Raw genomic sequence first — 23,806 nt, forward strand, 5'->3', positions numbered from 1 at the left:
GACATGGACGGTAGATCAGAACCGAAGACGGCAACCATGACGGCGGGCGGCGCGCTGCTCGCCCGCATGAAGGCGGTCGGAATCGACTACATCTTTGCCAATTCCGGCACGGATTTTCCGCCGATCATCGAGGGGCTGGCGGAAGCCGAGGCAAAGCGGGTACCGCTGCCGGAAACGGTGATCATTCCGCACGAGAGCGCGGCCATGGGCATGGCCCATGGCTACTATCTGGCGACGGGGCGGATGCAGGCCGTGATGGCGCACACCAATGTCGGCCTTGCCAATTGCGCGATCGGCGCGATCAATGCCGCGACCGAGCATATTCCGGTGCTGCTGTTTTCCGGCCGAACGCCAGTCACCGAAAAGGGGCGTTTCGGTTCCCGTACCGTGCCGATCGGCTGGGGACAGGAGATGCGCGATCAGGCGGCCCTCGTGCGCGAAGCGGTGAAATGGGATGACGAATTGCGGTTTCCCGAGCATGTGGCGCCGATGGTGGATCGGGCGAGCGCCATCGCCATGTCGACGCCGCGTGGTCCCGTTTATATGAGCCTGCCGCGCGAGGTGCTCTGCCAGCCGTGCCCGACGGAAGGGCTCGACCGTCCGGCCACCATGGCGCCGGCCATGCATGCGCCGGACCCGGCCGCGATCGCTGAGGCGGCCCGCATTCTGTCTAGCGCCAAGAACCCCGTCATTTTCGCCCAGCGCGGGGCGGGCTCGGCGGAAGGTTTTGCAGCCCTTTCGGCGCTGGCGGAGACATGGGGCATTCCGGTCTGCCAGTATTGGGCGGTGCAACTGGCGATCCCGACCGATCATCCGATGGCGGCGGCTGCCGATCCGAAGCCGCTCCTGGAAAAGGCGGATGCTATTCTTGTCATCGATGCGCTGGCGCCGTGGTCGCCGGATATTCATTCGCTGCGGGAAGGGTGCAAGGTCATCCAGCTCGGGCAGGACCCGTTGTTTGCTCGCTCTCCCGTTCGCTATTTTCCGTCCGATGTGACGATTGCCTGCGATATTGCCGATGGCGTGATCGCGCTGAAGGCGGCGATGGACGGGATAGGAAAGACGTCGGCTACTTTCCGCGGCAGCGAGGTTGCAGCGACGAACCGGGCGGCCCGGGCGGAAACCTTACGCAAGGCGGAGGCCGGGTGCGGCGAGCCGATGAGCAAGGAATGGGTGAGCCTCACGCTCTCCCGCGCGATTGCAGGACGCGACGCGACCGTGCTGTCGGAACTCGGCTGCCCGCTGGCGCCTATGACGCTCTCGCATCATCGCGCCTGGTATCAGGAACCGCATTCGGGCGGCCTCGGCTGGTCGTTCCCGGCGGCACTTGGCATGCAGCTCGCGGACCGCAATCGTCTCGTCGTCGCGACAATGGGGGATGGCTCCTACATCTTTTCAAACCCCGCCGCCTGCCATCAGATCGCGGAGGCGATGGCGCTGCCGATCCTGATCGTCATCGTCAACAATGCCGAATGGGGCGCGGTGCGCCAATCGGTCGTCGGGCTTTATCCGAATGGCTATGCCGCCAAGGCAAACAGTGTGCCGTTGACCTCGCTAACGCCGGTGCCGGATTTCACCAAGATCGCCGAGGCTAGCCGCGCCCGTGCCGAGACCGTCACCCGTGGCGAGGACCTCGCCGGAGCGCTGGAGCGGGCGTTTCGTCATATCGACGAAAAAAAGACGCTGGCGTTGCTTGATGTCCGCGTCAGAGCATAACGAGGAGGAGAACCATGCCCGAACTTGCTAGGAATGAATTCTGGAAGGACCTGCAGCCGATCACCAAGGTATTCCAGCCCGATGCTCTGCCGGAGGTCTATCTGCAGAATGCACCGACAGAGGACGAGCGCTATTACGTGCCCTTCACCGAGACGGTGTCTTCCCGTCCGCTCTGGATTTCGCCCACACAGAACAAGTGGTGCGATATCCTGATGGCCAAGAAGGCCGGCCTTGTGAACCGCCACTACCACCCGCACGAGGTCTTTGCCTACACGATCTCCGGCAAATGGGGTTATCTGGAGCACGACTGGACGGCGACGGCCGGTGATTTTGTCTATGAGACGCCGGGTGAGGGGCATACGCTGGTTGCTTATGAACACGAGCAGCCGATGAAGGTATTCTTCCAGGTCAAGGGGCCGCTGATCTGGCTGGATGACACGGGCGAGTCGAATGGCTTTTTCGACGTGCACAACTACATCGCCCTCTGTCGCGACCACTATGAGAAAGTCGGTCTGGGGCGGGACTATGCGGAAAAGCTGTTCCGTTAAGCGGGTTTGGGCCCGGGAGGCGAGCCGTGCCACACATCCGCGGCTTTCTTTTCATGAAGATGTATTTCTCTGAATATAACGATAGTCACCTCTTGCTATACCCATTCAGATATTTCGATCAGAGGGAGCGATTGATCCATAGCATGTTGATGTCCACTTTCTACATCCTCGCTGCCCCATTTGGCATCGCGCAAAGTTCCATAAACAGGCGTAACCCCCGAAGTTTGCATTTTCATATACTTAAGCTATCTGGCCAACCTGTCGCCGGTTCGATTCCTGTCAAGATCAGTAAACACGTGTCCGGTCAGCGTTCCTTGTTCAGCCCGTCTCGGCCGGCAACGCGGTAGCTATTGGAGTGAATTGCTCCGGTACCTCGCTAGTTACCCTTTGCAGATCGATCCCTGAAAGGCTCCGCCGCTAGCAGGCTGTTGAAAAAGTCTGCGGCTTGGCCTTGAGGATGGCCTCGTCACCGTTGTTGTATGCGAACGTGATCTCGACCGAGCCATCGTCGAGTAGTTCAGCATGACCGTCGCCCGAGACTTCGTCCATCTCGTCAGATCCATACCATGTGAAGGAAACGGATGATGCGCCATAGCCGATGTCGAGGCTGGCTTGCATGGCACCGAAGGCAATTTCTCCGGAGCCATCTGGCCGAATGGTGATCATCGCTGGCTCGACCAGGTCGAGATATTCCCGATCCCAGATGTCTGCCGCTACAATCCGCCAACGGCCGACCAGGCTGCAGTTTGAACCCGCCTCACTCATGAGGACACCGCAATCAGCTTCGGTAACCGCACGAGATTGTAGGCCGCTGCCGCGAAAGTGAAAGCCCATCCGACGCGGTCGCGCCCGCGGAACTTCGTCTTGTCCTGCCCCGCGACGGTTTTGATCCAGCCGAACGCTTCTTCGATACGCTTGCGAATGCGCAGGCTGACCTCATAGCCGGGATGGCGTGTCGTGCGTCCGTCGATAGCCGAGCGGCGACCATTGACGTTCTGTGCCACGTGGGGCGTCACCTTCATCGACCGCAAATCTTTGACGAAGTCCTTTGTATCATAAGCCTTGTCGGCACCAAGCGTGATTGCCTGTGGCCGGTCGCAGAAGGGTTCAATCATGTGAAGAGCCGCGATGCGTTCGGCGTAACCGGTTGCTTCCGTCAGGTAAGCATTGACCAGAAGACCATGGCGGTTTTCCATCAACCCATGCCCCATGAAGGACAGCTTGGCCTCCTTGCCCTTTCCCTTCCTATACAGCTTTGCATCCGGATCGGTCGTTGATGCATGCGTCTCGTTGGAACGCTTTTCGCCATGGAAGTCTGCTTCCGCGTTGCGACCACCGCCATCCGACGGCGGTTCGTCCGAACCGTCCTTCGGCCTGAAGCTCTTCATCGACGCCCAGGCTTTGATCAGCGTGCCATCGACAGAGAAATGGTCTGTGGACAGCAGCCGCTTCACCTTGGGCTGGGAAAGGATTGCACCCAGGAACTTCGCAGCGATGTCGCCCTCAAGTAACCGGTCGCGGTTCTTCGAAAACACTGAATGGTCCCAGGCGGGATCGTCAACGCCGATGTCGACGAACCAGCGGAAGAGAAGGTCTTATTCCAACCGCTCCATCAGAAGTCGCTCAGAACGGATCGAATAGAAGGCTTGCAGAAGCATCGCGCGCAGAAGCTTTTCTGGCGCGATCGACGGTCGCCCGATCGGTGAATAAAGCGCTGCAAAATCTTGTTCCAATAAAACGAGCGCTTCGTTCACGATCTGCCGGATGGCCCGTAGAGGATGATCTTTTCGAACACGAGCCTCAAGATCCACATAGCTGAAGAGTTCGCCTGTTCTCACATCGCCGCCGCGCATCCATCAGCTCCAAATCGCAATAAAGCGAGTGAATCACGACGGTAGTCTCTATGCCAGCGCCTTTTTCAACAGCCTGCTAGTCGGCGCGCCCCAGTAGTCGCAAACAGAAATCGGTGAAGACACCGACTTTCGCAGCGCGATGACGTCGTGACGGATAAATGGCATAAAGAGGAAACGTCTCGTCGGGCCAGTCAGGAAAGATCTCGACGAGCTTGCCACTAGCCATGATGTGCCGCGAGCCAAGTTCCATGATCTGCGCGATGCCGGCCCCCTCGCAACAAGCTCCGATCATTGTCTCGACGTCCGAGACCATCAAACTCGCCGGCGGGCGTATTGGAAAGATCTCACTTCCGCGACGAAACTCCCATTCAAAGGCGCGCCCGGTGGTCGGGTCTTGAAAATCGATGCAAGTGTAATTGATGAGGTCGCGGGGATGCTCGGGCTGCCCATGTTTTTCTAGGTAGCCCGGTGACGCGACTGTCAAGATCCGGGTCTCCAGCATCTTGCGAATGGTGAAACCTGCCACTGTAGGCTCCCCAAAACGCAACGCCATATCGAAAGCGTCCGCAACTAGGTCGCCGATATGATCGCGCATGATCAACTCAAGCCGCAGGTCTGGATGCTGTTCCAGAAAACTAGCGAGCTCGCCGGCCAGAACCAGGCGGGAGAAGAAGGGATCGACATTCACTCGCAACCGGCCGCGAACTTTCTCCGTCGCATCTGCGGCATCCAAGGCGGCTTCCTCGATGCCGTCGAGATGGGGGCCAACACGCTCCCAGAACCGGCGCCCCTCATCTGTCAACCTCAAGGTCCGCGTCGTCCGGTCGAGCAGGCGTACACCGATGCGGGCTTCCAACCGTTGTATCGATCTGCCGACACCGGATTGGGTCATTCCCAATGCTTCGGCGGCGCGCGTCATCGTTCCCGCTTCCACGACCGCCATCAGGATGGTCACGCCGGATAATAGCCGTCCGTCATAGGCCATTGTTCCATGACTCCATGTCCGAAATCATATGACAGATATGCGCTGTCGTTCGCGGTTCAAGGAACCTAATTTGCGAGGATAAGCAGAAGGAACACAGCATGACGCAGCAATCGACAGTACTCGTACTCGGCGCATCGCGCGGCCTGGGATTCGCACTTGCCAGAGAATGGCTTGAACGGGGTTGGCGGGTGATCGCCACCGTTCGAACACACTCCAGCGAACTCAAAGATCTTGGTGCTCGATTTCCCGGAAGCCTGGAGATCGAAACGGTCGACATCGCGAATGCCGACAGCGTTAAAGCTTTGAGAGATCGTCTCGGCGGGCATCGCCTCGACGTCCTCTACATCAACGCCGGTATCGCTCGCTCCATCGAGAAGAGTCCTGCAGCTGCTGACGAGCGCGACTTCCTGGACATGATGCTCGTGAACGCGTTTTCGCCCGTTCGCGCCGCCGAACTTTTGCGGGATCTGGTCCCGGTGGGAGGAACAATCGCCATCATGACGTCAGAGCTCGGCAGCATCCATAACGCAAAGGGTGGCTGGCAGCTCTATTCGTCCAGCAAGGCGGCCCTCAACATGTTGATAAAGGGCTACGCCGCGCAGCATGAGGAAGACCGACACACGCTTCTCCTTGTTGCTCCAGGCTGGGTGCGCACGGAGATGGGCGGCTCAAATGCCGCGCTATCGATCGAAGAGAGCATCCCGCTCGTCGTCGATATGGTCGAAGCAAACCGTGGTAAGCCCGGGCTGCGCTACGTCGATCGTTTCAACGCAACGCTGCCTTGGTGATGTGGTACTGACTTGAGCGAAGACGGACACGAAGGGAAGGGGATTTCCTTCAGGCCGACGCCTTACCAATCGAGGCACCGCCATCGACGTGCAGGGTCTGCCCCGTGATGAAGGCGGCTTCGTCTGACAGCAAAAAGCCGATAGCTGCCGCGATTTCTTCCGGCTTTCCGAACCGCCCCATCGGCACACCAGAGAGATAACGAGCCTCGCCATCACTTCCGGCCGGGTTGTTTGCCCTGAACAATTCCGTCTCCGTGGGGCCAGGCGACACGGCGTTGACTGTGATGCCGGTCGCCGCAAGTTCAAGAGCCCAGCTGCGTGTGAAGCTGACGAGCGCAGCCTTTGCGGCGGCATAACTGGTGCGCTGCACGCTGCCCAGGACGGTGAGGCTCGAGATGTTGACAATCCGTCCCCAGCCCCGCAAACGCATCCCTGGGAGGGCGGCCTGTGTCGCCACGAGAGCCGGATGCAAATTGACGCGCATGACTTCTTCGAGCGTCTCGACAGCGATGTTGCCCAAAGGCTCCGCCCGCACAAGCCCAACATTGTTGACGATCCCGTCAATTCCACTCTCTTGGATTATGGTTGCAAGGCTAGTGGTGGAAGCCTGATCTGCGAGGTCAAGTTGGTGAAGGCGGCCGGGAAAGCCCTCGGTCGCGTTGCGGGCGATGCCGATGACCTCGTGACCCTGGCCGGCAAGCTGGTTCGCCAAGGCAAGTCCTATACCCTTGCTGGCACCCGTTATCAGAAATCTTCTCTTCATTTGAAAATCCTCGACCCTGCTTCCGAAGAGGCAGGGTCCTCTGGTGTTGACCGATCAAGCGGCGGCGCGGTTGGCTGCCGCACGAAGTGCCGGCAGCATGTCTTCCGGTTCCGGGCGGCGGGTATAGTCCGGGTTGACCTCGGCATAGAGGATGACGCCATCCTGGTCGACGACGTAGCGGGCCGGCATGGGCAGGGTCCAGCTCGGGTCACCGTTAAAGGCGGGGAGGTCGTTCTTCAGCGACTTGTAGAGATCGACCAGATAATCCTGCATCTCGAAGCGCAGGCCGAAAGAAGCTGCGACATCGTTATGCGTGTCGGACAGGATTGGGAAGGTAAGGTTGTTCTGGCGCAACGATTTTCGGCTGTTGACCGGGTTTTGCGGGGAAATAGCAACAAGCTTTGCGCCAAGTGCTTCGAACTGCGGGAGGGCTTCCTGGAGCGCCTGGAGCTCCATGTTGCAATAGGGGCACCAGACGCCACGGTAAAAGCTGATTACCAGCGGGCCATGCGCCAGAAGATCCGCCGACGAGACCGGATTGCCGTCAGGATCGGAGAGGGTGAATTCCGGCAACTTGTCGCCAGCCTTCAGGGCTTTTTGAGCAGCACCAGAGGCAATCAGTTCGGAAGTGGCGCGGTGCATCGTCTCGATCACGGAGTACGGCACGTTGTAAGGCGGCTTGCCGGCTTCGAAGTCAGCTCTGAAAGCGTCAAGCTTGGATTGAAGGGTCATCGTCATTCTCCTTGAATTGGAATTGGGTCTGGCGTGTCGGGCATTTTTGGACTTCAGGATGCCCCTGAAGTCCGTTGATAAACTTGAAAGGTGATCAGCCCTGTGCGGCCAGGGAACGAGCGACTTCGGCGGCGCTGATGCCTTCGAGAGCAAGACCGTAGCCACCGTCCTGATCGATGATCCGGCGCAGCTTCTGGGTGAGCGCGATGCGGGTATAGCTGGAGGTCAGCGGCGGAAGGGCGGCAATGCCCTCGGCGATCTCATGGGCGCGGGCAAGGAGCTTGTCAGCCGGCACGATCTCGTTGACGACGCCCCAATCCTTGGCGGTTGCCGCATCCAGTACCTGGCGGGTGAGGATGAAGTAGCGGCCGCGGATGCTGCCGATCACTTCGGGCCACAGCAGGTTGACGCCATCACCGGGCACGATCCCGAAGTCGAAATGCGGCTTGTCCTGGAAGACAGTTTCAGGCGTCGCAAGGATGATGTCGGTCAGAAGCGCATATTCGGAGTGCAGAAGAACCGGGCCGTTCAAGGCGGTAATCATCGGCACCTCGACGTCGAGGATGTTCATTAGAACCTTGCGGCCCTCGCGAAAGATCTTGTCGTAGCCGCGCGGCGAGAAGAAGTCGAAGCCGTCGGGACTGATTGCGTCCATGAAGGCATTGCCCGAGCCGGTGAGGATAATAACGCGGTTGTCGCTGTCGGCGCCGATCTGGTGGAAGAGTTCAACGAACTGCTCATGGGTATGGCCGTTGAAGACGAGCTTGCCGCCATCGGTGTGCAACGCGACTTCGAGCACGCCGCTTGCCGTGCGGGTCAGGCGGGCGTTCGGGAAGCTGTTCTTGTAGGATTCGAATTTGGACATGGTTATCTCCTTTGTGTTCAAGCGGGCATGGGGTTGGGAGGATCAGGCGGCGGGCCGCTGCGTTTCGATCAGGGCTTCGGTGCGAGTGATGGCCTGCTGGACGGCGGGGCGCGCAGCCACGGCGTCGTACCAGCGGGAAAGATTGGGGCGACCGTCAAGGGTGAGCCCGGGGAAATGTATTCGCCACATCCAGCCGAAATGGGCGATGTCGGCGATCGTGAACTCGTCACCGGCCATGAACGGCTGCGAGGCAAGCTTGTCATCGAGCAAGCCGAGGATCCGTTCCGCCTCGGTGGTGAAGCGGGCCTCGGCGATCGGCTGTGGTTCGGGTGACGAGCGCTTGAAGAAGCCGGCATTGCCGAAGGCGGGGCTCAAGCCCGAGGCGTGGAAGAAAAGCTGTTCGAAGACACAAGCGCGGCCGGCGCCATCCTTTGGCAATAGCTTGCCGGTCTTCTCAGCGAGATGGACGAGGATGGCAGCGCTCTCGGTCAGAACAAAACCGCCGTCCACCAGGACCGGCACCTTGCCGTTCGGGTTGAGAGCGAGGAATGCCTCGGCCTTCTGCGCGCCCATGCGCACATTGATAGGCTTGAGATCGTAGGGCAACCCCATCTCTTCCAGGGCGATCAGTACCTTGACGCTGTTTGGTGTGGCAAAGGCGTGGACTTCGATCATCTTCGTCTCCATCGGATCGTGTTCCGTTGGAGAGAGTTATGACCATTCCTGCAGACTTGCGGCAGGCGCGTTGAGGCGATAACGCTTATTCCGAAGGAGAATAAGCGATGGACCGGTTGCAGGCGATGACCGCATTCGTGCGGGTGGTGGAGACAGGGTCGTTTTCGCAGGCTGCCCGACAGATCGGCGTCGGTCAGCCGGCGATCTCGAAGACGATCGCGCAGCTCGAAGACCGGCTGCAGGTGCGTCTGCTGATCCGATCCACCCGCGGTCTGACACCGACGGATGCCGGCCAGCGCTTTTTCGAGCGAGCGCGAACAGCGATACAAGAAGCGGACGAGGCGGAGCTGGAAGCAAAGGGAGCAGGCGCCGGGCTATCCGGCCGCCTCCGCATCTGTGCCGCGACCACCTTTGCCAGGATTATGGTCTTGCCGCACCTGTCGCAGTTCATGGACAGCCATCCGGATCTCGAGGTCGATGTCATTCTGGACGACCGGGTTATCGATTTGGTCTCGGAAGGGATAGATATAGCACTGCGGATGGGAGAGCTGGCAGACACGTCAGCCGTCGCACGAAAGCTCGCCACAGGCCGCCGCTCCGTCATGGCGACGCCCTCCTATCTCGACCGTCACGGAATCCCTTCCGTTCCGGCGGATCTCGCAGCCCATCAGGCAGTCGTCTACACTCAGCTTGGCAACGCCTGGACCTTCACCCGCGAGGGAACGCAGGCTTCGGTCACTGTTTCCGGCAGGGCGCGATTCAGTGCCGCGGAAGGCATACGCACCGCTGTCCTGTCGCATATGGGCCTGGCGGTCGCCTCCGACTGGATGTTCGCGCCGGAACTGGCGGACGGCACGGTAGAACGCGTGCTGGAAGACTGGGGCCTTCCGCCGATTGATCTCTGGGCCGTCTTCCCGACCGGCCGGCTGGCCAGCGCCAAGGCGCGCGCTTTCGCCGATTTCGCGGGATCAATCGTTGCTGCCCAGAGCACGTAATCGAGGTTGATCGACGGCTCGTCCTCCGGCTAATGAGAGGTCGATGGTTCGATTTGGTTCAAAGCGGTATTCTTGTGGCATGAAGTGGAGAAGTCCGTCTTTTCCCGTTGAGAGTTCGATAGGTAAGATTAGCCTGCGAAGCATACAAACACTGCCAAGACGACGGCGACTAAAGTGGGATTACTCCGTTCATACTTGAGTGATACGTCCGTGGCGAGCAGCCCATGACGCGCTTGAAAGCAGTGCTGAACGCGCTGTCGGAGTCATATCCAGCCGTCATGGCAGCCGCCGCGACCGTCGTCTGCGGCTGCCGCAAAGCCTCGGCGGCCAGCATCATGCGCCAGCGCGTGAGATACTCCATCGGGCTGGCGCCGACGCGTGCCTTGAAGCGAAGCGCGAAGACCGTGCGCGACATTCCCGCGATCCCGGCCATCTCCGCCACGCTCCATCGGCGAGCCGGCGCTGCATGCAGGGCTGCAATGACCGAAGCGACGGGAGGATCAGCCAGTGCCGACAACCATCCCGCACGCGCGCCGTCCCGCGCCGTCAGATGCTGGCGCAGCGCCTGGATCAGGATCAGGTGGGAAAGGTGCTCGACAAGAAGGTCGCTGCCGGCTCTGGGCGTGCGCAACTCGGCCATCATCCGGTCCAGCGCCCAGCGCATCGCCGTCTGATCGGTTTCGTCGTCGATATGAACGACGGGCGGAAGCAGGCCCAGCAGCAGAGCGGAATCCGGACCGTCGAAGTCAAAATGTGCGGCGCAGATGAAGCAGTCACCGCCCCTTCCGTACGTGGCCACCGCGCCATTGCTTCGGCCCGCGAAGAAAAGGTCGGCCGCCACGGGCGCAAGGTCGGGATCGCTGCCAATGCGAAACGGACGGCCGCTCGGCAGCAGCACGCAATGGCCGGCTTGCAGGCGGAGCGGGCAGGACCCGTCCTCCATCGTCAACCAGCAGGCACCTTCCAACACCGCATAACAATAGAGGCCCGCATGCGGCGGGAACCGAATGGAGAGATCGCCGGAGGCATCCGTGGCGCCGGTCTTCAGCCGCCGCGGTTTCAGCATGGTCAAGATATCGGAAAGTGGATCCATTTTGGAACGATCACAAAGATTTTAAGATGTAACAAGCATAGATGGTTCGAAACAATGAAGCTAGTGTGGGAGGCCTTGGATGATCAAAGGATATTGTATGGCAGCTCCCCCACATCTTCGGCCGACGCGACATTGCGCATCGGCAGCGCTATGACGGCGGTGCCTACCAATCGTTCCCGTGGTGTCCGGCTCGGCTGGGCCGCTTCGGCGACAATTTCCACCGCGTTGGCTTTCCTTTCCTATCGCTATCTCGCCGGACAGGGACCCGTGCCTGCGAATGTCGCGGCCAATAGACATTTCGATCCGTGGATCGCCGTGCACGCGGCGGGCGCAGCGACGGCCCTACTTCTCGGACCCTGGCAGTTTCTGCCGGGTCTGAGGGCTCGCTGGCCGTCGGTCCACCGGTGGATCGGTCGCCTATATGCGGCGGGCTGTGCGAGCGGCGGGCTTGCCGCGCTCGTGCTGGCAACGGGTCTGACCACCGGGCCCGTGGCCGGTGCGGGTTTCGCCACCCTCGGCCTTGCCTGGCTTGCGACCACGTGTCTGGCGATACGCGAAGCCCTTTCCCGGCGCATCGCATCGCATCGACGCTGGATGATCCGGTCCTTCGCGCTCACGCTTTCCGCCGTGACGCTGCGCCTCTACCTGCCGCTCTCGGGCGCCCTCACCATCGACTTTCCGATAGCCTATCCCGTCATCGCCTGGGCTTGCTGGCTGCCGAACCTCATCCTCGCCGAGGTCTATCTCAGGCTTCGGGCGACAGAGGTCAATGCCGCGCGGCCCGTGACAATCTCTCAGGAGTGATCGAATGCGTATTTTCATGACCGGTGCCACCGGTTTCATCGGGCCGGCGCTGATCGAGCATCTGTCGGCAAAGGGCCACGAAATCACCGGGCTAGCCCGGTCAGAGGCGGCAGAGCAAAAAGTGCGGTCTCTAGATGCACGTCCGCTTTTCGGCAGCATCCTCGATGTCGACACGCTTCGTAGAGGCGCTGCCGAGGCCGACGCGGTCGTCCATCTCGCCTACAGCTTTTCGCCGGCCGACCTGCCGCGCCGGCGCCTGATCGGCGCTCTGCTCGGTGGATGGCCCGGCGACATCGTCGCGAGAATGATGCAGGCGATCACCGCCACGAACGACGCAGCCATCGATGCTTTGGCCGGCGCGTTGGCGGGGTCCGGACGCCCGATGGTGACGGCGTTCGCCACGATGGGCGTGGCCGGCCCCCCCGGCGTGCGCGCGGGACGCTTTGCCGTCGAAACCGACGCGCCCGATCCCCGCTCGCCCGGTTACGTTCGTGCAATAAGCGAGGTGCTGGTGGAGCACTGGGCGCAGCGGGGTGTTCGCGCGTCGATCGTGCGGCTCGCGCCATCGGTGCACGGCCGGGGCGACAGGGGCCTGGTTCCGCAGCTTGCAACAGCCGCCCGAAAGCATGGTGAGGTTCTCTATCTCGCAGACGGTTCCAATCGGTGGAGCGGCGTGCATATCGGCGATGCCGTCTCGCTGATCGCGTTGGCGCTGGAAAAGGGCCGGGCCGGGGGTGTCTATCACGGCGCCGCAGAGGAGGGTATCGCGTACAAGCAGATTGCCGAGATCATGGCCGAAGGTCTCGGACTTCCCGCCCGTTCCGCAACCTCGCGTCAAGCCAAGCGCCAGTTCGGCTTCCTGGCGCCCTTCGTGGCCGTCGACAATCCCGTCGATAGCCGGCGAACGCGGCAGGAGCTCGGATGGCAACCGGTTGGGCCGGCGTTGACGGATGATCTCAGAGGAGCGGATTATTTTGGCTTGGGCTAAGCTGAGCGCGCGAGGGAACGAGCCGGACGAAAACCGCCCGGCTCGTCGGTGTCATCGGGAGGATCAGAAGCTCACGATGATCTTGCCCCGCGCTCTGCCAGATGCCTGGCGTTCGAATGCCTCTGCGAAGGATGTGACAGGCAAGACGCTGTCGATCAAGGTCGAATGTCCCTTGTCGCGGTAGGCTTTGACCAGATCCGACAGCCGTTTGGCGTTCGACGTGTGAAACACGAACGCAGCTTCGACCTTGTGGGCTGCTGCCAGCGCCTGATCCGGGGGCGACACGGTCGAAACCAGCTTTCCGCCGCTGTGCAGCACCTTGAAGGAACCCTGTTGTGTCTCCCCGCCGATCGTGTCCAGCACGACGTCGACGTCGGAAACTATCTGGGTGGCATCGTCGGATCGATAGTCGATGACCTGAAGGGCACCCAGTTTACGGGCGATCTCCAGGCCGTCTCCCGACGCGGTGGCAATGACGCGGGCGCCGAGCCCTCTGGCCAACTGGATGGCGAAGCTGCCGACGCCCCCACTGCCGGCATGCACGAGCACGGTCTGGCCGGCCCTGAGATCCGCCATTTCGACAAGCGCCTGCCAAGCGGTTCCTGCAGCGGTCGGCAATCCGGCTGCGCTGCTGAAGTTCAGATCTTCGGGCACAAGAACCACTTGATTTTCCGGAACGATCGCATAGTCCGCAAACGCGCCGCCCACCGTCGGATCGAGCCGCGCGACGACCCGGTCGCCCGCTCTGAAGCGAGAGGTCAGCGAACCTGTCTTCTCGATCGTGCCAGCAAGATCCGTGCCGAGCGCTGACGGGAAGGTGAGCGGGAAGTAGGTGTGGACCTGACCGCGCTGCAGCTTGACGTCGAGAGGGTTGAGGGCTGCCGCCTTCACGGCCACAAGCACCTCGCCATCGCCCGGTACCGGGATAGAGACCTCCGTCAGAACCGGCGTTTGCGCATAGGCGGAGAGAATGATCTGTCGCATCGTGTAATCCTTAATTCTCGACCGGCCAGGCGCCCATCTGGGCGAACCAACCCATCCAGTCTTCCATGTGCCAGGTGTGGGTGATCCGGCCCTTGTCGAAAGCGTGGAACTCGTGGATCGGAAGCGAGAACGTGCGGCCGGTCGGGGCGACCCCGAACCAGTCTGCGACGTGACGGCCCGTGATCACGGCGCGGACCGCAGCCTTCTCCGGCCCACCGATCACATCGAGGATCTCGATCTTGATGTCGGCAAAAGCCTTTGAGAAGGCCACGATCATGGGCTTGAAGCCCTCCCGGCCTTCGGCTTGGCCCGGAGCCAGCGGGATGTCGTGCCAGTCGGGCACGACGCTGTCGTCGAGAAGGTCAGGGTTTCCCTCGAACGCATTGTAGAAGGTGCGAAGGGTCTGGAGATCGGCGGCCCCGATACCGCTGATGGAGAGGTGTTTGTCGCTCATGGCAATTCCCTTGGTTGGCGATAAGGGAACGTACGTCGTTATTTTTCATACTTGAAATTGATAAAGGATATGGCCTAACATCCATCTCATGGATTTACATGGCATCGACTTGAACCTTCTCGTCGCCTTCGACGCTCTCATGGCGGAGCGAAGCGTCACGCGTGCCGGGGTGCGGATCGGGCGCACGCAACCGGCAATGAGTGCGGCCCTGTCCCGCCTGCGTGCCCTCCTGCAGGACGAGCTTTTCATCCGCGGCCCCGAGGGATTGCAACCGACGCCGCGTGCGCTCGATCTTGCCGAACCCCTCGGTCATGCGCTTTCGGAGATCCAGAGAACGTTGGAGTTCACGAGGATTTTCGACCCGTCGACGTCGACGGTAACCTTGTCGATCGGCCTGTCCGAGCACGCGGCATTCGCCGTCCTGCCAAGCCTGCTCGCGGTCCTGCGCGCGCAGGCTCCGGGGATTGTCCTACGGATCCGCAACATCGACCACCGTGACGAGGTCATCACACTCCTGGATTTGGGGGAAGCGGACCTGACCATCGGCGTCCCACACACGCCGGCCGGTCGCATCCTCAGCAGACGCCTGTTCGAGGAACGTTTCGTCTGCGTCGTTCGCAAAGGTCATCCGCAAGGCGAGGCAGAGCTGACGCTCGAGACGTTTCTTCAGATGTCGCATCTGCTGGTTTCGCCCGAAAACGAGCGGTTTGGATTGGTCGATGCCGCGCTTGGGAAACTGGGACTGCGCCGCCGCCTTGCGCTCAGCCTACCGCAAATGTACGCAGCGCCGCAGTTGGTCGCGTCGTCCGACCTGATTGCAACGCTGATGAGGGGCGTGGTTGACGCCTGTGGATATCGCGAGCAGCTTCATGTGCTAAAACCGCCCCTGGACCTCGGCACGGCGACGTTCGACATGGCGTGGCACCGGCGCAACGACGTTCACCCCGCGCAGCGCTGGCTGCGTCAGGTGATCGGGTCGCTCTTTGAAAAGGCCTCGACCTAAATGGGCCACTGCCGAACCGGAGGGACATGTCGTTTGGCATTTAACTGTAAGAATGCGCCCGTCCCGACAGATCATGCCACTCAATTTTGAGGTGCACAGGTTCAAGTTTCGGCGCTTGACGCTCTCCGATCCGGGAATAACATTCTGTAATACTTAGCATTTTCCGATGAAGCTTGGCCATCGGCGGCCATCTTTTTCTACGCGGTGATTCTCACATTAAATGCCAAGTCGGACCGCCGAATCTCAAATTAGGTGCCCGATCTCAAATTAACTGCCGCGCTATCTTGTTGAAATTATTGGATGCGGAGTCTCGCGATTAAAGGGTCTTCCTCAATTTGTGTGGTTAACAAATCGTTAGTGGTCACGGCGCTATGGGCGGGCATGCGAACGAGATCGAAATGGTCGCCCGGTCCGGGCATTAAAGTGCAGAGCGTCGTATCCAGCGACGACGGTGATTGGGTTGTGTCTGCTTGTGGGCCATCCTCTGGCACATGCCCAGATTGCCAAAACCAAAGCAGAAGTCGGCATGGCTGGTCTTACCGCAGACTTCAGGACCTGCCGGTCCAAGGCAAGGAAGTGACGGTAAGGCTTCAGTTGAGCCGTTGGCGTTGCACAAATCGGCAGTGCAGACGACAAACATTCACAGACCAGGTCCCGGCGATTGCCTCCCCTTACGGCCGCAGGACAACGAGGGTCGCCGAAATAATTGGCCTGCTGGGGCACAGCACCGGCGGACGGCCCGGAGAGCGCTTGATGAGACGGCTTGGGATGCCGATCAGCGACGACACCATCCTTCGGCACTTGAAGCGCAATGCTTCACGGGTCGACGACGACCCCGCGGCACGGATCATCGGGATCGACGACTGGAGTTGGAGGAAATCCTGGCGCTACGGTACGATCATCGTTGATCTTGAACGCCGAAAGGTTATGGACATTCTCGAAGACCGGAGCGTGGCAAGCGTTGCACGATGGTTGAAGCGGCACCCTTCCATTGAGGTCGTCAGCCGAGATCGATGCGGACTTTACGCGCAGGCCACTCGTGAAGGTGCGCCCCAAGCGTCTCAGGTGGCGGACCGCTTTCATCTCATCCAAAATCTTCGTCTTGCTATCGAGGAACAGATGAGCCTCTCCGGTCGAGCTACAGGCAGGGCACTGCTACCAAACGAGGATATCGAAAACGATCATGACGATCGGGCTTTGCAAGTGCAGGCGCCTGAAACGCCTTGGCGCAATCAGCTTCGCCGGGCGCATCGGCAGTCCCGGAAGGATGTGTTCGAGACAGTGCACGCCTTGAGCAAAGAAGGCCTGACCTGCTCCGACATTGCACGTCGCACAGGATATGGCCGACGCAGCATCACGAAATGGCTGACGTTCGAAACCCCACCCGATCGACGCAGGGGCGCGCTACAGCCGACATCGCCTCTCTACTTCGAAGTGTTCCTCACCCAGTGTTGGAAGGATGGCAACCGCCGTGGTCGGCATTTGTTTCACGACATAAAGCGCCGAGGATACACCGGCAGCTTTTCTAATCTTGAACGCCTCCTGGCAACATGGCGCCGCGCCGAGAGGCCGGAAGCGGATGAGGATAAGATTGATGCTGCGCCAGCTCGGATTGGGCTCTCTGAAAAAGCACCTGACAATGTGCCTGTCCGTGATCCGCAAACCGGTCATTTGATCTCACCCATTGTCGCCGCTACTCTTTGCATAAAGCCGCGCGGCGCACTGACCATCAATCAGGCGCGGAAAGTCGATGCCCTCAAACAGAGTTCACGGACGTTTACTGTTCTGCGCAGCTTCGCCATGCGATTTCGCGGCATATTTCGTGGCCGAACCTCGGCGAAACTGCACCAGTGGATCGACGATGCCATTCATTCTGGTCTCGCCTTCTTAGCCCGTTTTGCCCGTGTAATTCTCCGTGATATCGATGCCGTCTGTAACGCCATCGACCTGCCCTGGAGCAACGGTCAGGCAGAAGGCCAGATCAACCGACTGAAGACGATCAAGCGCGCAATGTATGGCCGGGCGGGACCAGAGCTGCTCAGGGCGCGGATGATGCCAATCAAATTGACCGATCTCCACACAAATTGAGGAAGACCCCGGTTAAATGCAAAACGACAGACCTACCATCTTACAGTCGCCGATCAGATCTCCAACGTTGTTTGTTACGAATGTGGCGCTGGATTTTAAAGACTGCGGCGAAATCGCTGATGTGATTCGTTATTTCATTTTACGTCCGATAGTGAAACCCACGAAGCAGAATTGGCCTAGGTTGCGTGAAAGGTTGCAACTAAAGCTAACTTCCCCAAATTCAGCCGACACTCCATGATGTCAATTTGACACCAGATGCTTAAACTGTTCCCATATTCGAGGCTCAAAATCGGTAATTGCCTCTAGCAGGCTGTTGAAAAAGGCCTAGCGTGATCGCGTTTGTCGTGATTCACTAGCACCATCGAGATTGGAGTTGATGGATGCGCGGCGGCGATGTGAGGACAGGTGAACTCTTCAGCTATGTCGATCTTGAGGCTCGCGTTCGTCGTGATCATCCGCTGAGAGCGATCCGCCAGATCGTGAACGATGCACTCGTCTTGCTGGAGCGGGAGTTTACAGCACTCTATTCGCCCATCGGGCGACCATCGATCGCGCCTGAGAAGCTTTTACGCGCCATGCTTTTGCAAGCCTTCTATTCCATCCGCTCTGAGCGGCTTTTGATGGAGCGGCTGGAATACGACCTTCTTTTCCGTTGGTTCGTTGACATCGGCATTGACGACCCGGCTTGGGACCATTCGGTGTTTTCGAAGAACCGCGACAGGTTGCTTGATGGCGACATCGCGGCGAAGTTCCTCGGCGCGATCCTTTCTCAGCCCAAGGTAAAGCGGCTGCTGTCAACGGATCACTTCTCGGTCGATGGCACACTGATCGAAGCCTGGGCGTCGATGAAGAGCTTCAGGCCGAAGGGCGGCTCGGGCGAACCACCGTCGGATAGCGGCGGTCGGAATGCGGAAGCAGACTTCCACGGAGAAAGGCGTTGCAACGAGACGCATGCTTCAACGACCGACCCGGATGCAAGGCTTTATAAGAAAGGCAAAGGCAAGGAAGCCAAGCTGTGCTTCATGGGCCATGGGCTGATGGAGAACCGTCATGGCCTACTGGTCGACGCCTGCCTGAGCGAGGCCAGCGGATATGCCGAACGGGTCGCGGCGCTTACCATGATCGAACCCTTCGCTGAGCGGCCACAAGCAATCACGCTGGGTGCCGACAAGGCCTATGACACAAAAGACTTCGTCAAAGAATTACGGTCGATGAAGGTGACACCCCATGTGGCGCAGAACATCAACGGTCGCCGTTCGGCGATTGATGGACGCACGACGCGCCATTGCGGCTATAAGGTCAGCTTGCGTATCCGCAAGCGCATCGAGGAGGCGTTCGGCTGGATCAAGACTGTCGCGGGGCAGGACAAGACGAAGTTCCGTGGCCGCGACCGCGTCGGATGGGCCTTCACCTTCGCCGCGGCCGCCTATGATCTGGTGCGGTTACCGAAACTGATGGCGGTGTCGTCATGAGCGGGGCATCAAGCTGCCGCCTGATTGGCCGCTGGCGGATCGTTGAGGCTGATCTATGGGATCGGGATTATCTCGATCTGGTCGAGCCCGCCATGATCACCATCGCGGCCAATGGGCATGGCGAAATCGCCTTCGGCGCGATGCAAGCGGGACTCGATCTCGGCTACAGCGCGTCTCGGGTCTCCTTCACATGGGCCGGATGCGACGAAATGGACGAGGTTTCGGGTGACGGTCATGCCGAGTTGCTCGACGATGGCTCGATCGAGATAATGTTCGCTTACCACAATGGCGACGAAGCTATCCTGAAGGCCAAACCTGAGACTTCTTCAACAGCCTGCTAGAGCGAGGGAGTCATCATGTCCTTGCCTACTTGTTGTCGAAGACGAACCGCTTTTGCGAATGGCGGCGATCGACATGATTGAGGCAGCCGGCTTCGAAGCGCTGGAGGCCGCTGACGCGATACAAGCCGTCGAAATTCTGGAAAACCGGCCTGATGTCTGTATCGTCTTTACTGACATCGACATGCCACGGGGAATGGATGGCATGCGGTTGGCTGACCTGATTACGGATCGCTGGCCGCCCATCCACATTATCATCACCTCCGGGCACAAGGTACCACCAAAACATACTCTCCCGCTCGATAGTGTCTTCTTCTCAAAGCCATACCGGGAGAAAGATGTCATCGCGACGATCCGACAGATGTCGGCATAGCACGAGGACTCGCAAGATCCGCTTGCCATCTGGTAGTCGGCCCCCGTCACTGTGGGCGGGCCAAATGTTCGTCCCCAACCATATCCACCCACGCCACAGCTTATAAATATTCGAGTTTGCGCTTTTCTGGTTCTAACCAACATTTGGTGCGCGCCGGCCATGGTGCCGTACGACGCCGTCGGCAGTCGCCGGAGCTACGAAGGTTCCGCGCGGCGTAGGCGCTGTGGACTCGAAACCGAGCTCTTGATGTCGTTCCCTTGACCGCTATTTCAGTGTCGGAAGAATTTACGTCTGGGCGGCCGTTCTCCTAACGGTTGTGTTGGACTCCGGCAACTTGTTCAAGAACGAATGACGGGCGGAGATTTAAGGCCTTGCACACCCTGAGGAACACTGGAACAGACATGGTGTTCTGCCCGCTTTCGTATTTTCCGACCTGCTGGAAGCTGACCCCTAGGAATTTTGCAACGTGTGTCTGGCTCAACCCTTGAGCTTTTCTAGCCGACCGCAGCCGCTTACCGAGCTTCTCGTTTACATCCGAGGCTTCCTGGTCCATTGGGATACACTCAACTCCGTGTTGGATGCGATGGACTTTAGACGCAACGGGGAGTTGGGCAGATCACCACGAGACGAAGTATTTCGTTGCTCGGACGATGTGCGGCGAAGGGCTGGGCGGCGATTGGGCGATCTCTCCGCCTAGCCGGAATGGTCCGATATGCGAACCATTGATACGGGCTCGAAATGTTGCTCCACACCGCCCATTGCGGTGGCCATGTTCGTCTTGCCCGTACCGCGGTCGCACTGCGAACCTAGATGTGTTTTAGAGGAAGGGTGAATGCATCAGCGAGACGCCCTTTTCTTAGCTAACAGACCCAATTCAGATCCTAATGACGCGAAAGCAGAAGCTTTGTCCCGAAACCGATAAATACATTCGCAACGCCCACATCGATCTTGCGTTTTGCCCTTAGATACCCAGCAGCTACCGCTGGGTGGGTCATAAGGCCGATCAGGCAGGCGTAGTAAAAGCTTGAAATTAACATCATCTCGGCAATTGCGGCTACGCCGTAAAGGAACGGTGTTCCTACAGGCATTGTCGCGGCGAAAAGTGACGCAACAAAGAGCGCGGTTTTTGGGTTGGCAAGGTTGGTGGCGAGGCCCATTCGATATGCCCTTCCCAACGGGATCTCAACGCGCCTCGACAAGACGACCGCGTTTGAGCCGCGTGCTTTCCTTAGGTCAAGGAAGAGTTTCAGTCCGAGCCAGGTAGGCGAACGGAGCAGTCTGAAACAACACGTTGATACCTAACCATCCAGCTAGACCCCACATGAATGTCCCGGTGACCGTGCCGCAAGCCGCGGTGATGGCGACCTTACGTGTCGACGTCAGGCAGTATCGAATGCACAAAAGAGTATTTGGTCCGGGAGTCATTGACGCGATGGCCCAAATAGCCGCAACTGAAAGAAAAAATATTAGGTCCTCGGTCGTCAGCGGCAGAATCGCATCGGGCTGAATTGGATTTGGAAAGAACAGCCATCATCGTTACATGGTCACGTATTCGCGGGCTAGGCCAGACTGTTCGCGATAGAAGCGAGAAACGAGTTCGCAGAATTTACGGTCGGTTCATTCTGTGATTAAGCCTGCGCCGCAATTAACGCCTCGGAAATACCTTATGCTCAATCATCAGCGCATCGGATTATCGATAGGAGAATGAGCATGATGCTCGACGATATCTCCCCGGTTGATGTACTTCGCTGCGAGCGCTTTTGCATTTTTTCGGTGGGTCGTTATCGATATGAACCGCCTCGGATAGCGGATAGACGCCTGCGGGTTTCCACGCCATCCCGAATCTCACTGCTTCCTATCGAGGCAACCTTGCCAAGCCCTTTGCCAGGATCGGACCTGTCGGGCGCCCCGTTGGCGATCCGCCGGCCTGTTCAAGCGTCAGTTCGTAGAGCTGATCGACAAGAGGCGTCGGGAGTTCGGGACCTGCAAGACGGGCCGAGTGCACACCTTTCAGCAGTCCGAGAGATACAGGCCCAATGTCCCGCGACGGCAAAGTCCAGACCTGGATGGTCTTGTCGTCTGGCACATCGAAATCGGCCAGCAGGCGGACCGTTGCATTCTCGTTGCCGAAATCCTCGACGATCGCCTGGACTTCGCCGGTCTCGCTGAGAAGGACTGCGACGACAATCGGCTCCGCCGTTCGTATCAAACTGAACGCCAGTCCAACGGCAAGCAGGATAGTTGCGGCGAGCGCGCCGACAGCCGTGTTTCGCCATATGCCTACGCGGTTGACGTTCGATGACCGTCTTTCCTGCGGCGTTGCTGTATGCTGATGATCGGGTAGGGCGGTTTCGATGCGCTGCCAGAGCGTTTGATCGATGTCGACGGGTTCGAGCGCCATGTCGAGCGGGAGAAGACGATCGCGGCTGGCTGCCACGGCTTTTCGAAGATCTGCATCGTTGTCCATCGCTTCCTCGATCTCGGCCGTCTCTCGCGGGTCAAGCAGGCCCAACACGTATTCGTCGGCGATCCAAGGAATGTCCGCGTGCTCGTATCTCATGCCATGCACTCCCGGAGTGCGGTCAATCCGCGTCTTATCCAGGACTTGACCGTGCCCAGCGGCATCCGCAGCCGTCCGGCGATTTCTCCGTGCGTGTAGCCGTTGACATAGGCCATCAGAATGCCGCGCCGTTTTGTTTCGTCGAGCGCGCCGAGGCACTCATATAAACGCGAACTGCGGTCCAGAGACTGCCAGGCGGCGATCAGTTCGTTGGCGTCTTCTCCCTCGCGGAGCACGCCGACGTCTTCGACTGTAATCTCGCGTTTGCCATCGCGCAGCAGATTGAGGGCCCGGTTGCGGACGATCGCGTAAATCCAGCTGCGGGCCGAACCACAATCCTGCTTGTATTGGTGGGCATGGGTCCAGATGCGGATGAAGGATTCCTGGACGACCTCCTCGGCAAGGTCGCGCCGGCGCACGATGCGTTCGGCAACGGCGACAAGTCGGCCCGCCTCCTGATCGTAGATGCTACGCAACGCGTTGCGATCGCCCTTGGCGCATGCGGCGAGCGCACCCCCAAGATCATCCGGCTTGAAGCCCATCAACATACACAAGGTCCCCCATCTCGGTGGTGACCACGGTCGCCACTGAATGCCTATACCCACGATGAGCTGGAATGGATGCGTGCCGAGAAAGTTTTTTTGGCGTGCTGCATCCAAATGGGCCTGCTGCCGTGTCGTGATGATGGGAGCGTTTCGAACAAGCATCGAGCCGCCCCGTAAAGCAACCAAACGGGAGAAAGACATGTCCATCATTCGTGCCGCACTGATCACCTCCTCCGTATTCGCGATGACCGCCAGCGCCGCATTCGCCGCGCCGGTGCTCGGTCTGACTGGCGACAAAACGCTCGTCATGTTCGACACGGCAAAGCCAGCGATCTCCAAGACGATGGAGGTCACCGGCGTCGACAAGCTCATCGGTATCGATTTCCGCCCAGGCACCAAGACCGTCATCGGCGTCACGGCTGACCATCGCATCGTCTCGATCAATCTTGAGACTGGAGCTGCAAGCGAGGTCGCCAAGATGGACAGGATGCTCTCTCTTACCGAAGCGCCTGTGGTCGTAGACTTCAATCCGATGGCCGACCGTCTGCGCTTCATGACCGGAACGACCAACCATCGGGTTCATCCCGACACGGGTGCGGTGACGGTGGACGGCGTCCTGGCCTATGAAGATGGCGACATGCACAAGGGTGAAACGCCGAACATCGTCGCTGCTGCCTACACCAATTCCTTCGGCAAGCCGGAGAAGACGGCGATGCACAATATCGACGCGACGATCGGCGCACTGATCCAGCAGACCAAGCCAAACGACGGCACGTTGAAGGCGATTGGAAAGCTCGGCATCAAGGACGGTCCCGCAACTTATGCCTTCGATATCCAGGGGACGGAAGACGGCAAGAACACGGCCTATCTGGCTGCGAGCAAGATCCTCTACACCGTGAACCTGGAAACTGGCGCGGCGACTGAAGTCGGCGCCATCGAGGGGCTGGACACGGAGCTGCGGGATATCGCCATTCTCCCCGCGAGCTGATGGTCACCTCGTCTCTCAAGGCGCGGAGGGCAGGCAATCGACTGTCCTCCGCGCTCCGGCGGGACTTTCTGAAAGTGCATCGGCGCAAGGCTTGCTGAAGCGACTTTCGGCCACTCAGCGCCCAGACTGCGCGGGAAACTCAAGCTTTCTGACATCATAGCCGAGTTGGCTCGCCTTGCGGATCATCACCTTCAGT

The 23,806-nt window shown here is 59.6% G+C and carries 26 protein-coding genes and 1 pseudogene; 12 read left to right on the plus strand and 15 right to left on the minus strand.

The annotated features are described in order from the left end of the window. Window positions 1-3 precede the first annotated feature (3 nt). Together ACCD05_RS22685 and ACCD05_RS22690 are read left to right on the plus strand one after the other, a co-directional pair. The gene (locus ACCD05_RS22685) at window positions 4-1,716 is read left to right on the plus strand and encodes a thiamine pyrophosphate-requiring protein (protein WP_413395495.1); all 1,713 of its coding nucleotides are present in this window, start codon (window positions 4-6) and stop codon (window positions 1,714-1,716) included. 14 nt (window positions 1,717-1,730) lie between these two features. Further along, window positions 1,731-2,264: a 2,4'-dihydroxyacetophenone dioxygenase family protein gene (locus ACCD05_RS22690; RefSeq protein ID WP_413395497.1), complete on the plus strand. Its 534-nt coding sequence runs from the start codon at window positions 1,731-1,733 to the stop codon at window positions 2,262-2,264. A gap of 417 nt (window positions 2,265-2,681) precedes the next feature. On the opposite strand, the gene ACCD05_RS22695 is transcribed toward ACCD05_RS22690, so the two are convergent. The 3 genes and pseudogenes from ACCD05_RS22695 to ACCD05_RS22705 all read right to left on the minus strand — a co-directional run bounded on the left by ACCD05_RS22695 (window position 2,682) and on the right by ACCD05_RS22705 (window position 5,102). Beyond that, on the minus strand, window positions 2,682-3,029 hold the full coding sequence (locus tag ACCD05_RS22695) for a hypothetical protein (protein WP_112668310.1): 348 nt from the start codon (window positions 3,027-3,029) through the stop codon (window positions 2,682-2,684). Further along, window positions 3,026-4,117: pseudogene (locus tag ACCD05_RS22700) on the minus strand (IS5 family transposase). The gene ACCD05_RS22695 and the pseudogene ACCD05_RS22700 overlap by 4 nt, the downstream one beginning before the upstream one ends. Window positions 4,118-4,193: 76 nt before the next feature. Continuing rightward, window positions 4,194-5,102 carry a LysR family transcriptional regulator gene (locus tag ACCD05_RS22705; RefSeq protein WP_313760819.1) on the minus strand — a complete coding sequence of 303 codons (909 nt, stop codon included), beginning with the start codon at window positions 5,100-5,102 and terminating at the stop codon, window positions 4,194-4,196. A gap of 98 nt (window positions 5,103-5,200) precedes the next feature. Here ACCD05_RS22705 and ACCD05_RS22710 point away from each other — a divergent pair, with 98 nt between their 5' ends. Next, window positions 5,201-5,890 carry an SDR family NAD(P)-dependent oxidoreductase gene (locus ACCD05_RS22710; RefSeq protein ID WP_313760820.1) on the plus strand — a complete coding sequence of 230 codons (690 nt, stop codon included), beginning with the start codon at window positions 5,201-5,203 and terminating at the stop codon, window positions 5,888-5,890. 49 nt (window positions 5,891-5,939) lie between these two features. Here ACCD05_RS22710 and ACCD05_RS22715 read toward each other — a convergent pair whose 3' ends face one another. From ACCD05_RS22715 to ACCD05_RS22730, 4 genes are all read right to left on the minus strand, one after another. Further along, a complete protein-coding gene (locus ACCD05_RS22715; protein ID WP_313760821.1) occupies window positions 5,940-6,653 on the minus strand; it encodes an SDR family oxidoreductase in 714 nt (237 codons plus the stop codon). 54 nt (window positions 6,654-6,707) lie between these two features. After that, window positions 6,708-7,385 carry a peroxiredoxin-like family protein gene (locus ACCD05_RS22720; protein ID WP_313760822.1) on the minus strand — a complete coding sequence of 226 codons (678 nt, stop codon included), beginning with the start codon at window positions 7,383-7,385 and terminating at the stop codon, window positions 6,708-6,710. A gap of 94 nt (window positions 7,386-7,479) precedes the next feature. Then, a complete protein-coding gene (locus tag ACCD05_RS22725; protein ID WP_313760823.1) occupies window positions 7,480-8,250 on the minus strand; it encodes an enoyl-CoA hydratase/isomerase family protein in 771 nt (256 codons plus the stop codon). Between the two features lie 42 nt (window positions 8,251-8,292). Further along, window positions 8,293-8,925, minus strand: a complete 633-nt coding sequence (locus ACCD05_RS22730; protein ID WP_313760824.1) for a glutathione S-transferase family protein — start codon at window positions 8,923-8,925, stop codon at window positions 8,293-8,295. Window positions 8,926-9,032: 107 nt separating this feature from the next. On the opposite strand from ACCD05_RS22730, the gene ACCD05_RS22735 reads away from it, so the two are divergent. Next, on the plus strand, window positions 9,033-9,920 hold the full coding sequence (locus tag ACCD05_RS22735; protein ID WP_313760825.1) for a LysR family transcriptional regulator: 888 nt from the start codon (window positions 9,033-9,035) through the stop codon (window positions 9,918-9,920). A gap of 169 nt (window positions 9,921-10,089) precedes the next feature. On the opposite strand, the gene ACCD05_RS22740 is transcribed toward ACCD05_RS22735, so the two are convergent. After that, complete coding sequence (locus ACCD05_RS22740; protein ID WP_313760826.1) at window positions 10,090-11,013, minus strand: AraC family transcriptional regulator; 924 nt, start codon at window positions 11,011-11,013, stop codon at window positions 10,090-10,092. A 150-nt stretch (window positions 11,014-11,163) separates the two neighbouring features. On the opposite strand from ACCD05_RS22740, the gene ACCD05_RS22745 reads away from it, so the two are divergent. After that, window positions 11,164-11,817, plus strand: a complete 654-nt coding sequence (locus ACCD05_RS22745) for a DUF2306 domain-containing protein (RefSeq protein WP_313760827.1) — start codon at window positions 11,164-11,166, stop codon at window positions 11,815-11,817. Window positions 11,818-11,821: 4 nt separating this feature from the next. Beyond that, window positions 11,822-12,805 (plus strand): SDR family oxidoreductase, encoded by a 984-nt coding sequence (locus ACCD05_RS22750; RefSeq protein ID WP_313760828.1) that lies wholly within the window; start codon window positions 11,822-11,824, stop codon window positions 12,803-12,805. A gap of 63 nt (window positions 12,806-12,868) precedes the next feature. Here the strand turns inward: ACCD05_RS22750 and ACCD05_RS22755 are convergent, their stop codons facing one another. Continuing rightward, window positions 12,869-13,789, minus strand: coding sequence for an NADP-dependent oxidoreductase (locus ACCD05_RS22755; protein ID WP_313760829.1), 921 nt, complete (start codon window positions 13,787-13,789; stop codon window positions 12,869-12,871). 10 nt (window positions 13,790-13,799) lie between these two features. Beyond that, on the minus strand, window positions 13,800-14,243 hold the full coding sequence (locus tag ACCD05_RS22760) for an ester cyclase (protein ID WP_413395503.1): 444 nt from the start codon (window positions 14,241-14,243) through the stop codon (window positions 13,800-13,802). An 88-nt stretch (window positions 14,244-14,331) separates the two neighbouring features. Between ACCD05_RS22760 and ACCD05_RS22765 the strand changes: the two genes are divergently transcribed. The 5 genes from ACCD05_RS22765 (at window position 14,332) to ACCD05_RS22785 (ending at window position 19,517) form a co-directional block, all read left to right on the plus strand. Then, entirely contained in the window at window positions 14,332-15,246 is a 915-nt protein-coding gene (locus tag ACCD05_RS22765) for a LysR family transcriptional regulator (protein ID WP_409527958.1), read from the plus strand. 381 nt (window positions 15,247-15,627) lie between these two features. Continuing rightward, window positions 15,628-17,334, plus strand: coding sequence for an ISL3 family transposase (locus ACCD05_RS22770; protein ID WP_313760837.1), 1,707 nt, complete (start codon window positions 15,628-15,630; stop codon window positions 17,332-17,334). Window positions 17,335-17,714: 380 nt separating this feature from the next. After that, entirely contained in the window at window positions 17,715-18,806 is a 1,092-nt protein-coding gene (locus tag ACCD05_RS22775) for an IS5 family transposase (RefSeq protein ID WP_313760832.1), read from the plus strand. Then, window positions 18,803-19,147, plus strand: coding sequence for a hypothetical protein (locus tag ACCD05_RS22780; protein ID WP_313760833.1), 345 nt, complete (start codon window positions 18,803-18,805; stop codon window positions 19,145-19,147). The genes ACCD05_RS22775 and ACCD05_RS22780 overlap by 4 nt, the downstream gene beginning before the upstream one ends. Then, on the plus strand, window positions 19,122-19,517 hold the full coding sequence (locus ACCD05_RS22785) for a response regulator (RefSeq protein ID WP_413395513.1): 396 nt from the start codon (window positions 19,122-19,124) through the stop codon (window positions 19,515-19,517). Before ACCD05_RS22780 ends, ACCD05_RS22785 begins: the two co-directional genes overlap by 26 nt. Before the next feature lie 307 nt (window positions 19,518-19,824). Here the strand turns inward: ACCD05_RS22785 and ACCD05_RS22790 are convergent, their stop codons facing one another. The 5 genes from ACCD05_RS22790 to ACCD05_RS22810 all read right to left on the minus strand — a co-directional run bounded on the left by ACCD05_RS22790 (window position 19,825) and on the right by ACCD05_RS22810 (window position 22,619). Further along, window positions 19,825-20,070: a helix-turn-helix domain-containing protein gene (locus ACCD05_RS22790; RefSeq protein ID WP_112989834.1), complete on the minus strand. Its 246-nt coding sequence runs from the start codon at window positions 20,068-20,070 to the stop codon at window positions 19,825-19,827. Window positions 20,071-20,398: 328 nt separating this feature from the next. Then, entirely contained in the window at window positions 20,399-20,716 is a 318-nt protein-coding gene (locus ACCD05_RS22795; protein WP_313760834.1) for a LysE family translocator, read from the minus strand. A 34-nt stretch (window positions 20,717-20,750) separates the two neighbouring features. Next, window positions 20,751-20,942, minus strand: a complete 192-nt coding sequence (locus tag ACCD05_RS22800) for a LysE family transporter (RefSeq protein ID WP_313760835.1) — start codon at window positions 20,940-20,942, stop codon at window positions 20,751-20,753. A 430-nt stretch (window positions 20,943-21,372) separates the two neighbouring features. Beyond that, entirely contained in the window at window positions 21,373-22,077 is a 705-nt protein-coding gene (locus ACCD05_RS22805) for an anti-sigma factor domain-containing protein (RefSeq protein ID WP_112989836.1), read from the minus strand. Continuing rightward, window positions 22,074-22,619, minus strand: coding sequence for a sigma-70 family RNA polymerase sigma factor (locus ACCD05_RS22810; RefSeq protein ID WP_112989840.1), 546 nt, complete (start codon window positions 22,617-22,619; stop codon window positions 22,074-22,076). Before ACCD05_RS22810 ends, ACCD05_RS22805 begins: the two co-directional genes overlap by 4 nt. A 202-nt stretch (window positions 22,620-22,821) precedes the next feature. On the opposite strand from ACCD05_RS22810, the gene ACCD05_RS22815 reads away from it, so the two are divergent. Further along, entirely contained in the window at window positions 22,822-23,610 is a 789-nt protein-coding gene (locus ACCD05_RS22815; RefSeq protein ID WP_313760836.1) for a DUF4394 domain-containing protein, read from the plus strand. Window positions 23,611-23,806 lie beyond the last annotated feature (196 nt).

Origin of the sequence: Rhizobium sp. Rhizsp42, from assembly GCF_047304155.1 — a bacterium.
Classification (GTDB): domain Bacteria; phylum Pseudomonadota; class Alphaproteobacteria; order Rhizobiales; family Rhizobiaceae; genus Rhizobium.

What these genes read in the sequence shown, in the direction of transcription:
- ACCD05_RS22740 (WP_313760826.1), bottom strand. Translation starts at nt 11,013, where the DNA reads ATGGATCCACTTTCCGATATCTTGACCATGCTGAAACCGCGGCGGCTG.
- ACCD05_RS22815 (WP_313760836.1), top strand. Translation starts at nt 22,822, where the DNA reads ATGTCCATCATTCGTGCCGCACTGATCACCTCCTCCGTATTCGCGATG.
- ACCD05_RS22760 (WP_413395503.1), bottom strand. Translation starts at nt 14,243, where the DNA reads ATGAGCGACAAACACCTCTCCATCAGCGGTATCGGGGCCGCCGATCTC.
- ACCD05_RS22750 (WP_313760828.1), top strand. Translation starts at nt 11,822, where the DNA reads ATGCGTATTTTCATGACCGGTGCCACCGGTTTCATCGGGCCGGCGCTG.
- ACCD05_RS22790 (WP_112989834.1), bottom strand. Translation starts at nt 20,070, where the DNA reads ATGGACCAGGAAGCCTCGGATGTAAACGAGAAGCTCGGTAAGCGGCTG.
- ACCD05_RS22720 (WP_313760822.1), bottom strand. Translation starts at nt 7,385, where the DNA reads ATGACCCTTCAATCCAAGCTTGACGCTTTCAGAGCTGACTTCGAAGCC.
- ACCD05_RS22765 (WP_409527958.1), top strand. Translation starts at nt 14,332, where the DNA reads ATGGATTTACATGGCATCGACTTGAACCTTCTCGTCGCCTTCGACGCT.
- ACCD05_RS22725 (WP_313760823.1), bottom strand. Translation starts at nt 8,250, where the DNA reads ATGTCCAAATTCGAATCCTACAAGAACAGCTTCCCGAACGCCCGCCTG.
- ACCD05_RS22710 (WP_313760820.1), top strand. Translation starts at nt 5,201, where the DNA reads ATGACGCAGCAATCGACAGTACTCGTACTCGGCGCATCGCGCGGCCTG.
- ACCD05_RS22770 (WP_313760837.1), top strand. Translation starts at nt 15,628, where the DNA reads ATGCGAACGAGATCGAAATGGTCGCCCGGTCCGGGCATTAAAGTGCAG.
- ACCD05_RS22685 (WP_413395495.1), top strand. Translation starts at nt 4, where the DNA reads ATGGACGGTAGATCAGAACCGAAGACGGCAACCATGACGGCGGGCGGC.
- ACCD05_RS22730 (WP_313760824.1), bottom strand. Translation starts at nt 8,925, where the DNA reads ATGATCGAAGTCCACGCCTTTGCCACACCAAACAGCGTCAAGGTACTG.
- ACCD05_RS22705 (WP_313760819.1), bottom strand. Translation starts at nt 5,102, where the DNA reads ATGGCCTATGACGGACGGCTATTATCCGGCGTGACCATCCTGATGGCG.
- ACCD05_RS22775 (WP_313760832.1), top strand. Translation starts at nt 17,715, where the DNA reads ATGCGCGGCGGCGATGTGAGGACAGGTGAACTCTTCAGCTATGTCGAT.
- ACCD05_RS22690 (WP_413395497.1), top strand. Translation starts at nt 1,731, where the DNA reads ATGCCCGAACTTGCTAGGAATGAATTCTGGAAGGACCTGCAGCCGATC.
- ACCD05_RS22715 (WP_313760821.1), bottom strand. Translation starts at nt 6,653, where the DNA reads ATGAAGAGAAGATTTCTGATAACGGGTGCCAGCAAGGGTATAGGACTT.
- ACCD05_RS22695 (WP_112668310.1), bottom strand. Translation starts at nt 3,029, where the DNA reads ATGAGTGAGGCGGGTTCAAACTGCAGCCTGGTCGGCCGTTGGCGGATT.
- ACCD05_RS22755 (WP_313760829.1), bottom strand. Translation starts at nt 13,789, where the DNA reads ATGCGACAGATCATTCTCTCCGCCTATGCGCAAACGCCGGTTCTGACG.
- ACCD05_RS22810 (WP_112989840.1), bottom strand. Translation starts at nt 22,619, where the DNA reads ATGGGCTTCAAGCCGGATGATCTTGGGGGTGCGCTCGCCGCATGCGCC.
- ACCD05_RS22745 (WP_313760827.1), top strand. Translation starts at nt 11,164, where the DNA reads ATGACGGCGGTGCCTACCAATCGTTCCCGTGGTGTCCGGCTCGGCTGG.
- ACCD05_RS22735 (WP_313760825.1), top strand. Translation starts at nt 9,033, where the DNA reads ATGGACCGGTTGCAGGCGATGACCGCATTCGTGCGGGTGGTGGAGACA.
- ACCD05_RS22800 (WP_313760835.1), bottom strand. Translation starts at nt 20,942, where the DNA reads ATGACTCCCGGACCAAATACTCTTTTGTGCATTCGATACTGCCTGACG.
- ACCD05_RS22805 (WP_112989836.1), bottom strand. Translation starts at nt 22,077, where the DNA reads ATGAGATACGAGCACGCGGACATTCCTTGGATCGCCGACGAATACGTG.
- ACCD05_RS22780 (WP_313760833.1), top strand. Translation starts at nt 18,803, where the DNA reads ATGAGCGGGGCATCAAGCTGCCGCCTGATTGGCCGCTGGCGGATCGTT.